The following is a 13,577-nucleotide window of genomic DNA, read 5'->3' as shown; positions in this document are numbered from 1 at the left end:
TACGCGACGAGGCTCACTCCGTACGCGAGAAGGCGCCGGGACCGCGACGGTCCCGGCGCCTTCGCACGTGCGGTCAGGGACGCGGCAGCCGCATCGCCATGGTCGGCGCCTCGGCCATCACCGAGTTCGGGGTGTACTTCGCGTCGCTGCTCATGTCGTCGGCGCGGCCCACCTGCACGCCCGGGTACAGCTCGATCAGGTCGCCCTCGGCGAGCACCCGGGACTGCTGCGGCGCCAGCGCGAGCCGCTCCTGTTCGGCCATCGAGCCACCCGGGCGTACGCCGGAGCCGTTGGTGCTGGTGTCGGTGACCACCACCTCGCCCACCCGCAGCTCCAGGCGGATGTGGCTGCGGCTGATCCAGCGCCGGGCCTCGTCGTTGAGCCACTGGCCGAGCGTCACCCCGCCCGGCCCGTCCGGCGCCCGGCCGACCGCCACCGGCTCGGTCTCGGTGAGCGCGAACCGCTTGCGGACCAGCCCGCCGATGCGCACGGCGAGCACAGCGGTACGCGGGCGCGGGCCGGCGTCGGAGAGCCGCGCGCCGTGCCGGGGGCAGGTCGGCGCGCCGGTACGCAGCGTGGGCGGCGGCTGCTCGGCCGGCACCCGGTCCACGGCGGCCAGGTCGGCGAACGCGCCGCCGCCCCCGCCGCCGCCGAACAGCGCGCAGCCCGGCTCGGGGCAGCGCCACTTCCGGGAGAGCACCTTGACCCCGGCCGGCGATCGACTGCCGGTGGCCGGGTCCTGGCCGCCGCCGACGTGCGCGATGAAGACCGGCCCGCCGGCGCCGGGCACCGGGGCGAGCACCCGGCCCGCCTGCCCGATCCACGGGTACCGCCCGACGAGCCCGTCCAGCCGCGCCCGGGTGAGCACCGGAAGGCCGAGCAGGTCGGCCACCTCCAGCATCCGGTCACCGGGCTGGTCGAGCACCTCCACCAGGCCGTCGTCGGCCCACCGACGCACCACCATCCGCTCGTTGGAGGTCAGGTCGGCGTCGGACAGCAGCGCCCGGTGCACGATCGCGTAGACCGGGACGCTGTCCTCGCCGATCTGCCGGGACAGCGCGTCGATCACCATGCCGAGCCGCAGCAGGCTGGCCGGACGGCCGCCGTCCAGGTTCTGCCAGCGGATGACCTCGGCCAGGTCGACCACGGCCCGGGCCAGCGACGGGTCGGTGCAGACCCGACCCTCGATGGCGTCGAGCACCTTGCTGATCTCGAATCTCATGCCGCAGCTCCGCACGATGTCGTCCCGTGACGCGGCCGGGGCCGGTCGGCCCGCCGCGCCGCGCGCCACCACCGTGGCGCGCCCTCCACCATGCGACGACCCTACCGGCAGCCGGTCGGGTCAGCCCGCGCGCAGCGGCCGGCCCACGTCGTGCAGGTGCGCCAGAGCCTGCCGGTACGACTCGAACAGCCCGGTCTCCGCGTACGGGACGCCCTGCTCGGCGCAGTACGCCATGACGAGCGGCCGGGCCCGGCGCAGGTTGGCGCGCGGCATGTTCGGGAACAGGTGGTGCTCGATCTGGTAGTTGAGCCCGCCCAGCGCCAGGTCGACGAACCGGCCGCCGCGGACGTTGCGCGAGGTCAGCACCTGCTTGCGCAGGTAGTCCAGCTCGTCGTCGGCGGTGGGCATCGGCATCCCCTTGTGGTTCGGGGCGAACGAGCAGCCCATGTAGAGCCCCCAGAGCCCCTGGTGCACGGCGACGAACAGCAGCGCCTTGGCCGGGGACATGACCGCGAACAGCAGACCGAGGTAGCCGGCGGCGTGCGCGGCGAGCAGCAGCGCCTCCACCGCCCGGTGCCGCATCGGCACCCGCCACCGCCCGTCCGGCTCCCGGCCGACGAGTGCCTGCACGCTCGCCACGTGCAGCGCCAGCCCTTCCAGCAGGAGCAGCGGGAAGAACAGCCACGCCTGGCGCCGGGCCATCCACCGGCTCAGGCCGCGCGTCGCCGTGGCCTGCTCGTACGTCCAGACCAGCGCGCCCGCGCCGACGTCCGGGTCCTCGTCGGTGTGGTTCGGGTTGGCGTGGTGCCGGTTGTGCTTGTCCACCCACCAGCCGTAGCTGAGCCCGACCGCCAGGTTGCCGGCGACCAGTCCGGCCGCCTCGCTCGGCCCGCGCCGGCGGAACATCTGCCGGTGCCCGGCGTCGTGGCCGAGGAACGCCACCTGCGTGGTGGCCACCGCCATCACCACGGCCAGCGGCACCTGCCACCACGAGTCGCCGACGAGCGCCACCACGAGCCAGCCGGTCAGGAACGCGCCGAGCGTGAGCGCGATCCGCAGCGCGTACCGGCCGGGCCGCCGCTCGAGCAGTCCCGCCTCGGCGACCCGGCGGGACAGCCGCGCGTAGTCGCTGCCCCGCCGTGCCGCGGGTTCCGTCGACGTGGAAGTAGTCATGTCTCCCCCGATGCCGCGAGCCACGCTCCGTACGCGACTCTCCGTCACCGATTCTTGCGATGATCGTCGCCCTGGGTAATCCCGCAGACCCCCGGCTCCGGGGTGGTGCTGTCCCTACCCCTCCGGGCCGGAGCACCGCAAACGATCTTCGTCACATCGTCGCGAACCCTGCCGCCGGTGGGCGCACCCCCTCTGACCAGCTAATCTGTACGTAAAGATGAGGGCCATTCATCCGAACGGCCGAGGTGCAGGCCGCACGATGATCGACAGACGGGAGACAGCGCGGTGCGTGGATTGACGGACAAGGTGGTGTTGGTGACGGGCGGCGGCTTCAGCCCGGACCAGGTCGGCTCCGGACTCGGCATGTCCATGTGCGTCGAGCTGGCCGCCGAGGGCGCGAAGGTGGTCGTCTCCGACCTCTCCCTGGAGCGCGCCGAGGCGACGGTCACGCGCGTCAAGGAAGCCGGCGGCGACGCGGTCGCGGTGGCGGCCGACGTCACCGACGAGGACTCGGTCCGCGCCATGGTGAGCGCCGCCCTCGACGCGTACGGGCGCATCGACGTGCTGGTGAACAACGCCGGGGTGTTCGGCGCGTACGTGCCGCTGCTGGAGATCGAGAACAACCAGTGGGACCGCGTCATGGAGGTCGACCTGAAGGGCGTCTTCCTCGCCACGAAGGCCACGCTGCCGCACATGCTGGAGCACGGCAAGGGTGTGGTGATCAACGTGTCGTCGGCGTCCGGCGTGGTCGCCAGCGAGGTCGGCGCGGAGTACACCACCGCCAAGCACGGCGTCATCGGGCTCACCAAGCAGATCGCCTACGACTACGGCCACCAGGGCATCCGCGCGGTCGGCATCGGCCCCGGCGTGATCAAGACCGCCGCCTTCGAGGGTGCGGAGATCACCAGCGACTTCCCGTTCTACGACCTGACCATGCAGGCGCCCGCCGGCCGGTACGGCGAGCCGCACGAGATCGCCCGCGCGGTCTGCTTCCTCGCCAGCGACGACGCGTCCTTCATCCACGGCCACACCATCCCGGTCGACGGTGGTTCGCCGATCAGGTGAGACGCACCGGTGCCATCCGAGCCCGGTTCCCGGTCGCGGAAGCCGGGTGGCGTCTCGTTCAGACGCCACCCGGCCCGCGAGCCACGGCGAACTCTTCTGCTACGCGCTATCCGTCGAAGCTGGACAACGTCCTGTTCGCAGCCTCCACCACCGCCGGCCAACCAGGTGCCCGCAGGTAGGCTTCGTCAGGAAGCTCGGTGCCACACTCGTCGAACAGCGAATCGAGCGCCTGCGCCAATCCCCGCAGTGCATCAGCTTCCTCCTGAGATCTGAGGTAGATGCCGATCGCTGCATCCGGATCCTCCAGGACCTGCGTGTCGTCGTAAAGGATATGGATGCGATGGGTGAACTCGTCGTATCCGCCGGGCGGCAGTTCCCTTCGAACCCATGCCGACCACTGATAAGCCGGGTCTGCCAGGGCTTTGACGGCCCGAACCATCTCGTTCCTCAAGTCAGGGAACCGGACCTCACTCATGGCTTGCTCCAGGACGACCAGCCTCGCCACTCGCTGAGAGGGATATGGGCGTTCGTCGGATCTTGCTCAATGGCACACGCCCTTCTTTGTTCGCCCTGCCGGCACCCACGCCGGCCCCGCTACGCGTTGAGCTCTCGGGACCCGCTTTCCCTGCCCCCTTCGCGGCGTCGATGTTACGGAGCAATAATTGCCGTCGATCAATTTTGACGCGACGAAGCCCTCTCACCACTGTGGGTGAGAGGGCTTCGTCGCTCGGCTCAACCGAGCCGGGCGACGGCGTCGCGCAGCCGGACCACGTCGCGCCGGCGCCGCTCGTAGGTGGCGGCCAGCCCGATCAGCAGCAGCCCGCCGAGGCCGAGGAAGATCCAGCGCGGCAGCAGGTCCCAGCCCCGGGCCAACTCGTGCAGCGCCAGCGGCACCAGCGTGGCCGCACCCAGCACCACCGGCGCCTGCCAGCGCCGGGCCGCCCCGGCGAACACCACTGCCACTGCCGCCGCGCCGAGCGCCAGCCGCCGCCACGGCTGCGGCTCACCGAGGACCAGCACCGACACCAGGCTCGGCAGCAACGCCGCGCCGAGCCCGGGGCCGAGCGCCAGCCAGCTGGTCAGCCCGGGCCGGTGCCGCAGCGCCAGCACCCCGGCGCCCAGGGCGAGCGCCGCCGCCGGCAGCGTGTACGCCTCCAGCACGACCACCCCGCGCGCGGCGAGCACCAGCCAGCCGCCGACCAGCTCGCTGCCCGCGGCCACCGCCGCCAGCGCGCGACGCCCGGCCGGCGACTCGCCCCGGCGCAGCACCCGGACCGCGACGGCCACGCCCCACAGCACGCAGACCGCCGCCGCGTGCCGCAACGAGCCGCTCGCGAGCAGCAGCGCGAGCAGCGCCACGGCCTGCGCCGCCGCCTCCAGCGCCCACGCGCCGGCCCGCTCTGCGCCGACGCCGTCCGGGCCGCCCGATCGGATCAGCCGCAGCAGTGGCGCCGCGTGCAGCGTCACGGCCGCGACGGCGAGGACCGCGAAGGCTCCGGTACGCAGCGGCTGGCCGGCCGTGAGTGACGCGACGACAGCGAACCCGGTGGCCGCCGTGACGGCGCCCAGCCACCCCACGATCCGGACCACCGCCGGCCGTCCGGCCACCCCTGTCACCGCACCGGCCACCACCAGCACACCGAGCGCGGCGAGCGTCGCGGCGCGGGTGGCGAGCAGGCCGCCGAACCCGGGAACGGCCAGCACCACGCCCAGCGGCACGAGCACCGCGCGGTGCGCACCGGTGAGCGCGGCGGCCAGCAGCGCGGCCAGCCCGATCCCGAACGCCACAGCCGGCACCACCGGCCACGGCGCCCCGGCCGCCTCCGCCAGCACGGGCAGCGCCACCGCGCCGAACGGCGACGCGGCGAGCCACCACGCGACGCGGTGATCCGTCGCGGCGTACGCCCCGGCGGCGGCACCCAGGAGCAGCAGCACCAGCCCGGCGCGGGCGGTCTCGGCGGACGCCGTCGCGGCGGCGGGCACCCCGGCCCCGGGCCGCACCGGCAGGTTCGCGAACACCAGCAGCACGGTCCGCGCGCCGGCCAGCAGAGCCAATCCGGCAAGCGCGGCACCCACCGCACGCGGCGCGGCCGCCGGCCGGGAGCCGGCACCGGCGGCGAGCGCCAGCAGCACCCCCACCGCGGCGTACAGCGCCACCGGTTCCCCGCCCGGCGCGACGAGCGGCCCGAGGCCGACCCCGGCGAGCGCCACGGCGAGCCCCGTCGAGGCGTACCCGCTCAGGTCGGTCCACAGGCGACGGACGGCGAGGACGACGACCACCGGCACCACGACGGCGGCGGTCGCACCGCGCAGCTGCCACCAGGCCGGCGCGCCGAGGCCGAGCAGCGCGACCGCCACGCCCGCCGGTACGGCGATCAGCGCCACCGCGAGCGCGACGCCGCCGACGACCGGCTGCGCGCCCTGTCCGCGCCGGCCCAGCGTGGCGAGCGCCGCGCCGAGCACCACCGTGACGGCGAGTACGGCGACGGCACTGGCCGGGGCGGCGCAGCCGACCAGCAGCGCGTGCCCGAGCAGCACCGCCCCGGCCGACGCGGCGGCCGGCACGACGACCCGTCCCCCGCGCGGCCGGACCACCGCCGCCAGCAGCAGCGCGGTGGCCGCCGCGAGGTCCACGACCAGCACCAGCGGCCACGGCGTCACCGTCACGGCCGGCACCGCGAGGGCGACCAGCCCGGCGGCCGCCACGCCGGCGAGCGGCCGGACGGCCCGGGGCGTCAGCAGCGCGACCGCCCCGGCGGTCAGCAGCAGGGCCACCGGGAGCTGCCAGCCCCAGGACGGAACCGGCACGTCCCGGCCGCCCTGCCAGGCCGGGAAGCCGGCAGTCGCGGTGGCCGCGCCGACCATGCCGGTGAGCACGACCGTGACCTGGCCCAGCGCGGCGGCCACGGCGAGCGCGCCCACGAGCGGGCCGGTCCGGACCGGCGCCGGCAGCGCCCGGACCGCACCGGCGAGCGCCGCCACCACCAGGCCGGCGGCGAGCAGCAGCAGACCGGGACGCAGCTCGCCGACCGGCCGGACCAACGCGACCGCGAGCACCGGCACCAGCAGCCCGGCGGCCGTCCCGCGCCAGAGGCGGCCACCGGCGGCGAGCGCGCCGGCGACCACTGCCAGCGCCACCACCAGCAGCGGACCGCCGGCCAGCAGCGGGGTACCCGCCGCGTGGCCGAGCGCCAGCGGCACCAGCGCGCAGCCGGCCGCCAGGACCAGCGCCACGCCGTGCCCGGTCCAGCCCAGCACCCGCCCGGCCACCAGCGCCGCGCGCGTGCCGGAGGTACGGCGGCGCAGCGCGACCACCACCGCGAGGTCGCCGAGCGCCACGGCGGTCAGCACCAGCGCCCAGCCGGCGGCAGTCGGCCGGAACGCCGCAGCGGCCAGCGGCAGCACCGGCTGCGCGAGCAGCCACGCCGCGAACCAGGGTGCGGTGAGGCGGCTGACCAGGGCGTACCCGGCCGCCACCGCCGCACCGATCGCCGTCACCAGCGCCGCGTACCGGCTGCCGGGCAGGCCGGTCACCCCGAACAGGTCCACCGACCAGGCGGCGTACCCGTCCAGGACCACCAGGAGCAGCGCCACCGAGGCGAGCGTCTCGGCGGTGCCGCGCAGCCCGCGCGCCCGGGCGACGAGCGGCGCGACCAGGGCGAGCGCGGTGACGGCGAGCAGGATCAGCGCCCGGCCGGCCACCCCGAACGTGGCCCACGCGACGGCGGTGAACACCACGGCGGCGGTGCCGAGCAGCAGTCCACCGAGGACGAACAGCAGGCCCTGGACCGCGCGGGTGGAGGTCTCCGCGCCGCCGGGGCGTACCGCGGGGGTGGGTGGAACCGGAACCGGACGCGGCGGCGTCGGCGCCGGCAGCGGCGCGGGACCGGCGGCGCGCGGCGCGGGGATCTCCTGGCGGATCCGGGCGGCCAGCGCCGCCCGCCGCTGCCGGGCCGTGACCAGCCGGCCGGACAGATCCTGGTACGCGAGCCGGGCCGCCTCGACGCGCGGCGCCAGCTCGGCGATCTCCCGGTCCAGCCGGACCACCTCGGCGGCGGGCGGGTAGGGCGGACGGCCGCAGGTGCGGCAGCCGGCGACGAGGTCGGCCGGGGCGCCGCAACCGGGGCAGGGGTAGCCGGTGTTCTCCACCCCGCCAGCTTCGTCAGCGGCGGGGCGGACGGACAGAGTAGGAGTACCTAGGGCCGGGTCTGCTCGTGTACCCAGGTGGTGTACGCGGGGTTGCCGCTGTCCTCCCGGCTGACCAGGATCTCCGGCACCTCGTACGGGTGGTTGGCGCGGAGCTGGTCGACCAGGGCGTCGACCCGGTCCGGTGCGGTCTTGAACCGTACCTGCCACTCGGCGGTGGTCTGGATCGCCGACTGCCACCAGTAGGTGCTGTCCACCGGGCCGCCGACCTGGGCGCAGGCCGCGAGCCGGCCGGCGACGGCCGCGGCCGCCAGCACGTCCGCCACCCCGCGGGCGTCCACCACAGTCGTCACCACGCAGATCTGGTCCACCAGCGCACCCTACGCGGCGGACCTGGCACCGCGCTGAACACGCGCGGCGATTCCGCTCAGGCGTCGTCGGCCGCGCCGTTGCGGTTGGCCGCGATCCAGGTGTCGATGCGGGCCCACCAGTCGAACAGCCAGTCGATGCGTTCCTGCTCGCCGGTCGGGACCTCCTCCGGCGGCACCGACCAGAACCGCATCACGATCCGCTTGTCCATCGGCAGCTCGCGCCACACGTCCGCGACGGTGAGCATCTGGTCCAGGCCGGTGTGCGCCACGAAGATCACCCCGGCGTCCGGCGCGGCGTCGAGCGCGGCGAGCAGCCCGCCCGGCTGCGGGGCGAGCACGTGCTGCATCCGCTCGGCCCGCCGCGCCATCCGTTCCAGGCCGAGCGACCGCAGCCGGTCGATCGCGCGCAGCCGCCGCGACGGGGTGAAGTTGCCGCCCTCCGGGAAGATCACGAAGGCGTCGTCGTCGTCCAGGCCGGTGGCCAGGTGCGCGATCTGCCGCACCACCGAGCCCCGCCCGTCCGGCCCGGCCGCGATGAACCGGTTGGGCAACCGGTTGAGCAGCACGTCGATGGCCGGATCCCACTGGAGCGTCTCCTTGAGCACGATCCGGGGTTCCCGCTTGAACCAGTTCACCAGCGCGTGGATCAGGATGAACGAGTCGCCCGGCCCGGCGTGCCGGCAGACCACCAGTTCGGGGCGGCCCGGCAGGGCGGTGTCCGGGTCGGTGCCGACCACGTCGATGCTCAGCCGCAGCGTCCACCGGGCCTGCCAGAACATGAACCGCAGGAACCAGCCGGCCAGCACGTAGTGGGCCCGCTGGAGGGCCGGCGCGCGCTTGTACGCGCCGAAGCCCGAGGCGAGCCAGAGCAGGAACAGGGCGAGCAGCGCGGCGGCGTCCCAGACCAGGTAGACGGTGCCGATCCAGAGCAGCCGCAGCGGGCGCAGCCGTCCCGGCACCAGCGGGGACGCGGCGAGCGCCAGCAGCGCCCAGCCGGGCAGCGTGGTCACCACGAGGACGGCCAGCAGCACCACTCCAGGAGCGAGCACCAGCCGGCGTAGCCAGCGGGGCGGCAGCGGCATTCAGCGCTCCAGCGCGGTGTCCAGGTATCGGCGGGAGGCAGTGTACGCCCGGCTGATCCGCCGTCCCACCGCCGCCGTGTCCCGGTACGCCCACGGGCTGTCGTCGCGCGGCTCCAGCCCGCCGGTGGGCAGCACGTGCACCTCGACGTCCTCGGGCAGTGCCGCCATCTCCCGCGCGAACCGGTGCCGGCGGGCGATCTCGAACGCCACCTGGGCGATCTCCCAGGGGCGGCGCGGCGGGCTCAGCTCGCGTTCGATCCGGCCCACCTGGAGTACGAAGATCTGCTTCGCGCCGAGCAGGACCGCCTCGCCGACCGGGATCGAGTTGACCACCCCGCCGTCGATGTAGTGCTGACCGTCGATCTGGGTCGGGGGCAGCAGACCGGGCACCGAGGCGGACGCGAGCACCGCCGGCACCAGCGGTCCGGTGTGGAACCAGTGCTCGGCGGCACGCTCGATGTTCGCGGCGCAGCAGCGGAACGGCACGGCCAGGTCGGCGAAGGTGGTCTCCTCGCCCAGCGTGCTCTCCAGCAGGCGGTACAGCGGGCGGGGCGAGTGCAGGTGGGTACGGGCGGCGAACCGGCGCAGCTGCCGGGCGACCGAGTCGCCGTACACCTCGCTGGCCTCGGGTGACGCCCAGAGCCGGACCAGCCGGTCGGTGACCGCCTCGGTCGGGTCGGCGGCGACCAGGGCGCCGTTGACCGCGCCGATCGACGTGCCCAGCACCAGGTCGGGTTTGATCCGCGCGCGGAACAGGGCACGCAGCATCCCCACCTCGACCGCGCCGAGCACTCCCCCGCCGCCGAGCACGAACGCCACCGGACCCGCTGCCATGCGTTCATCCTGGCACGCGGCCCACAATCGGCCGGGCGGGCCGTCCCCGCTGGTCCCGGCCGTCACCGCGAGCCATCGCTGATGCGCGCCGCGCAATCGGCTCCGCGGGGACTGTTGACAGGTAAGACACATTCACGCAACCTGATAGCGCTCCCGAGCCCAGGCAGGTGCGAGCTGATGGCGACACTCCAGGCCGGCCGTCTGCTGGCCCGGCGGTACCGGCTCATCGACCGGATCGGCGCCGGTGGCATGTCGGTGATCTGGCGTGCCCGCGACGAGGTGCTCGACCGGGTGGTGGCGGTGAAGGTGCTCGCCCCCTCGCTCGCCGCCGACGCGCGGTTCCGCGACATGGTGCGCGAGGAGGCCCGCTCGGCCGCCCAGCTCGACCATCCGCACGTCACCGCCGTGCACGACTACGGCGAGACGGTGGCCCCGGACGGCTCGATCACCTCGTTCGTGGTGATGGAGCTGCTCAGCGGCGAGGAGCTGGAACACCTGCTGACCCAGGGGCCGCTGCCCTGGCCGACGGCGGTGGAGACCGGCGCGCAGGTGGCCGAGGCGCTGGCCGCGGCACACCGGCTCGGCATCGTGCACCGCGACGTGACCCCGGCCAACGTGATGATGACCGCCACCGGCGCGAAGGTGCTCGACTTCGGCATCGCCACCCGGATCGGCACGCCGGACGACGACGAGGACGGCGGCACGTTCGGCACCCCGGCGTACGTGGCCCCGGAACGGCTCGACGGCGCGCCCGCCCAGCCCGCCACCGACGTGTACTCGCTCGGCGTGCTGCTGTTCGAGACGCTGACCGGGCAGCCGCCGTACCCGGCGGAGACCTGGGAGCAACTGAGCGCGGCGCTGGCGGACAGCCCGGAGCCCACACTGGACGACGTACCGGGGCTGCCCGGCCCGGTCGCGGAGATCTGCCTGCGCTGCCTGGCCCGCGACCCGCGTCGCCGGCCCACCGCGCGCCGGGTCGCCGCCGTGCTGCGCGACCAGATGCTGCCCGCGGACCCGCAGGCGGCCACCATGCTGGCGCCGACCATGACGCTGCCCGCCCTGACCTCCCCGCCGCCGGCCGGCCCGGCCGCGCCGCCGGCCCCGGACCAGGTTCCCGCCGCGCCGCCGGTCCCGGAATCGGGGCAGGTTCCCGCCGCGCCGCCGGTTCCGGAGCCGGGACAGGTCCCCGACGCGCCGCCGGTCCCGGCCGCCGCGCCGGGCCGGCGCCGGACCCTCACGCTGGCGGCCGTCGGCGTCGCAGTGGTCGCCGCGGCGGTGCTGCTGGCATCCGCGCTGACACCGGACCGGCCCGCCGGCCCCCGGGTGCTGCCGACCGCCGGGCCGGTACAGCCGTCGACCGCCGAACCGCCGGTGGCCGAGGCGCCGGCCACCACGCCGCCGGCCGCGCCGACTACTCCGCCGTCGACGGGCGGCGCCCGCCCGCCGGCCGCCGGTCAGGCCGACGCCGCCGAACGGGTGGACGGGCTGATCGAGGCCGGGCTGACCGAGGGCCAGATCCGCGAGGACGTCGGGGTGGACCTGCGGAACCTGCTGCGCAACGCGGTCGCCGCGAACGGCGAGACCGAGGTGACCGCCGCCGTGGACCGGCTCCGCGGCAAGATCGACGAGCGTCGCCGCGAGGGCAGCATCAGCCCCGGGTACGCGCGGCGACTCGATGCCGCAGCGGCGGAACTCGTGGCGGGGCAGACCTGACGGGTCAGCCGACGGCCGGCGCGACCGTCCGGGGTGCCCGTGCGGGCTTCCGCGCGGCCAGGAAGCCCCGGTAGACCGCCTCGTAGTCGGCGGCCATCCGCTCCACCGAGAAGTTCTCCGCCACGTGCGCCACGCAGTCCGCCGGGTCCAGGTCCGCCGCCGCCCGCAACGCCGCCGGCAGCTCGCCCGGGTCGTCGCAGACGAAACCGGTGACCCCGTCACGGACCAGCTCCGGCACCGCGCCCCGGCCCAGCGCCACCACGGGCGTACCGGTCGCCATCGCCTCCACCATCACCATGCCGAACGGCTCCGCCCACTGGATCGGCATGATCAGGCAGCGGGCGTCCAGCAGCATCCGCAGCGCGGTCGCCCGGTCGGCGTTCACCACGGGCGTCACGTCGTCGCCGAGCAGCGGCCGGACCACCTGCTCCAGGTAGCGGCGCTCGGCCGGCTCGTTGCACTTGCCCGCGAGCGTGAGCGGCAGCCCGGCCGCCCGGCAGGCCGCGATCGCCACGTCCGGGCCCTTGTCCGGACTGAACCGGGCCAGCCAGAGCACCGGGCCCGCGCCCGGGCTGCGCTTGCGCGGGATGTCCCGCAGCGGCATCGCGTTGTGCACGGTGCCGGCCCAGGGCAGCCCCGGGTTCGCCCGGCGCTGGGTGTGCGAGATCGCGACCAGCCCCACCCCGTTGTCGGTGTTGCCGAGCACCGTGCCGTACTCGCCGACCGGGTTGCCGTGCACGGTGGCCACGGTGGGCACCCGGCGGCGGCCGGCCACCATCGGGCCGATCGTGGTGTGGTCGTGGATCAGGTCGAAGCCGGCCGGGTCGACCAGGCGGTCCACGTGGGCCAGGTGCGCCAGTTCGGGCAGCGACTCGCCCATCCGCTCGTACTGGAGGTCGTCGCAGGTGGAGACGAAGTCGGCGGCGGTTCCGTGCTCGGTGCCGGCGCCGAACAGCGTGACGCGGTGCCCCCGGTCGACGAGCGCGTCGACGAGGCCCGCCACCACCGTCTCCAGCCCGCCGTAGCCGGGCGGCGGCACGGACAGCCACGGCGGCACCACCATGGCGATCCGCAACGGACCGGCCCACGCGCGCTCCGGGGACTGCTGGTTCACGGCCACGAGTCCTCCCCGTCGGTCCCCGGCGTACCCCGCTGGGCGCGGGTTCCCGACCCGGCCCGCGGTAAACGACAGCCGTTCAGCCGGCCACCACGATCCCGACGTGCACCTCCCGTACGCCGGGCAGCGCCCAGGCGGCCCGTTCCGCGTCCTCCCGCTGCCACCAGGCGCTCACCACGCCGTCGAGCACCACTGTGTCGCCGTCGACCCGGGCGTCGATCCGCTCGGTTCCGGTGCGCCGCAGCAGCAGGCTGCGCAGGTCGAGCCGCTTCTGCTCGTCGCTCGGCGGGGTCGGTGGCCGCACCTCGACCAGGTTCGTCACGCCGCGTACGCCGCGCAGCCGGCGCAGCTCCCGTTCGGCGGTACGGCGCTGGAAGCCGAACTCGACCTCGCCGCGCAGCATCACCCAGCCGTCGGCCACCGTCACGTCCAGCCGCTCGGCGGGCACGAAGCTGTCCCACTCCAGCGCCCGGCTCGCCGCGATCGCGATGTCGGCGTCGGTACGCAGGTCCGTGGCGGGCAGGTCGACCGCCAGGTCACTGGCGACCGCCCGTACGCCGCGTACCCGGTGCGCGCAGCGCTCGACGGCCCACCGCCGGGCGTAGCTGTCCACCTGCCCGGTGAGCGTGACGACGCCCCGCGACACGGTCACGCCGACCTCGGTGGCCCGGGTCTGCGCGTCCCAGTCCAGTTCGGCGAGGACGTCGCGCTGGATCTCCTGGTCGGTACGCACGGCGGACGTGGTGGTCATGCCCCGAGCCTGCCGCCGGTACGGGTGAGGCGTGCTCACCCGTACCGGGTGAGAAACGAGGAGGGGCGGCGGGTGACGGAGCCAACCCCCTTGGCTCCGTCAC

General features: G+C 75.2%; 11 protein-coding genes. 2 read left to right on the top strand and 9 right to left on the bottom strand.

Going from position 1 to position 13,577, the window contains the following annotated elements; all coding sequences use genetic code 11:
* Nucleotides 1-73: 73 nt before the first annotated feature.
* Complete coding sequence (locus M8C11_RS25530) at nucleotides 74-1,222, bottom strand: FHA domain-containing protein (RefSeq protein WP_252453851.1); 1,149 nt, start codon at nucleotides 1,220-1,222, stop codon at nucleotides 74-76.
* Nucleotides 1,223-1,342: 120 nt separating this feature from the next.
* Nucleotides 1,343-2,395, bottom strand: a complete 1,053-nt coding sequence (locus M8C11_RS25525) for an acyl-CoA desaturase (protein ID WP_252453848.1) — start codon at nucleotides 2,393-2,395, stop codon at nucleotides 1,343-1,345.
* A gap of 285 nt (nucleotides 2,396-2,680) precedes the next feature.
* Between M8C11_RS25525 and M8C11_RS25520 the strand changes: the two genes are divergently transcribed.
* Nucleotides 2,681-3,460 (top strand): glucose 1-dehydrogenase, encoded by a 780-nt coding sequence (locus M8C11_RS25520; RefSeq protein WP_308212784.1) that lies wholly within the window; start codon nucleotides 2,681-2,683, stop codon nucleotides 3,458-3,460.
* A 106-nt stretch (nucleotides 3,461-3,566) separates the two neighbouring features.
* On the opposite strand, the gene M8C11_RS25515 is transcribed toward M8C11_RS25520, so the two are convergent.
* The 5 genes from M8C11_RS25515 to M8C11_RS25495 all read right to left on the bottom strand — a co-directional run bounded on the left by M8C11_RS25515 (nucleotide 3,567) and on the right by M8C11_RS25495 (nucleotide 9,893).
* Entirely contained in the window at nucleotides 3,567-3,935 is a 369-nt protein-coding gene (locus M8C11_RS25515; RefSeq protein WP_252453842.1) for a hypothetical protein, read from the bottom strand.
* 257 nt (nucleotides 3,936-4,192) lie between these two features.
* On the bottom strand, nucleotides 4,193-7,609 hold the full coding sequence (locus tag M8C11_RS25510; protein WP_252453839.1) for an SCO7613 C-terminal domain-containing membrane protein: 3,417 nt from the start codon (nucleotides 7,607-7,609) through the stop codon (nucleotides 4,193-4,195).
* 47 nt (nucleotides 7,610-7,656) lie between these two features.
* Entirely contained in the window at nucleotides 7,657-7,977 is a 321-nt protein-coding gene (gene cutA / locus M8C11_RS25505; RefSeq protein WP_104114519.1) for a divalent-cation tolerance protein CutA, read from the bottom strand.
* Between the two features lie 56 nt (nucleotides 7,978-8,033).
* Nucleotides 8,034-9,059: a 1-acyl-sn-glycerol-3-phosphate acyltransferase gene (locus M8C11_RS25500; RefSeq protein ID WP_252453836.1), complete on the bottom strand. Its 1,026-nt coding sequence runs from the start codon at nucleotides 9,057-9,059 to the stop codon at nucleotides 8,034-8,036.
* Nucleotides 9,060-9,893 carry a patatin-like phospholipase family protein gene (locus M8C11_RS25495; RefSeq protein WP_091422409.1) on the bottom strand — a complete coding sequence of 278 codons (834 nt, stop codon included), beginning with the start codon at nucleotides 9,891-9,893 and terminating at the stop codon, nucleotides 9,060-9,062.
* Between the two features lie 177 nt (nucleotides 9,894-10,070).
* Between M8C11_RS25495 and M8C11_RS25490 the strand changes: the two genes are divergently transcribed.
* Entirely contained in the window at nucleotides 10,071-11,606 is a 1,536-nt protein-coding gene (locus M8C11_RS25490) for a serine/threonine-protein kinase (protein ID WP_252453834.1), read from the top strand.
* 4 nt (nucleotides 11,607-11,610) lie between these two features.
* On the opposite strand, the gene M8C11_RS25485 is transcribed toward M8C11_RS25490, so the two are convergent.
* Both M8C11_RS25485 and M8C11_RS25480 read right to left on the bottom strand, forming a co-directional pair.
* The gene (locus tag M8C11_RS25485) at nucleotides 11,611-12,669 is read right to left on the bottom strand and encodes a glycosyltransferase family 4 protein (protein ID WP_252453916.1); all 1,059 of its coding nucleotides are present in this window, start codon (nucleotides 12,667-12,669) and stop codon (nucleotides 11,611-11,613) included.
* Between the two features lie 133 nt (nucleotides 12,670-12,802).
* Entirely contained in the window at nucleotides 12,803-13,474 is a 672-nt protein-coding gene (locus M8C11_RS25480; protein WP_120573303.1) for a BON domain-containing protein, read from the bottom strand.
* Between the last annotated feature and the right edge of the window lie 103 nt (nucleotides 13,475-13,577).

The sequence above is a fragment of the Micromonospora sp. CPM1 genome, from assembly GCF_023896895.1.
GTDB lineage: Bacteria > Actinomycetota > Actinomycetes > Mycobacteriales > Micromonosporaceae > Micromonospora > Micromonospora tulbaghiae.
Note: the sequence above shows the minus strand (reverse complement) of the source record. Positions and strands in the feature narration are given on the sequence as shown.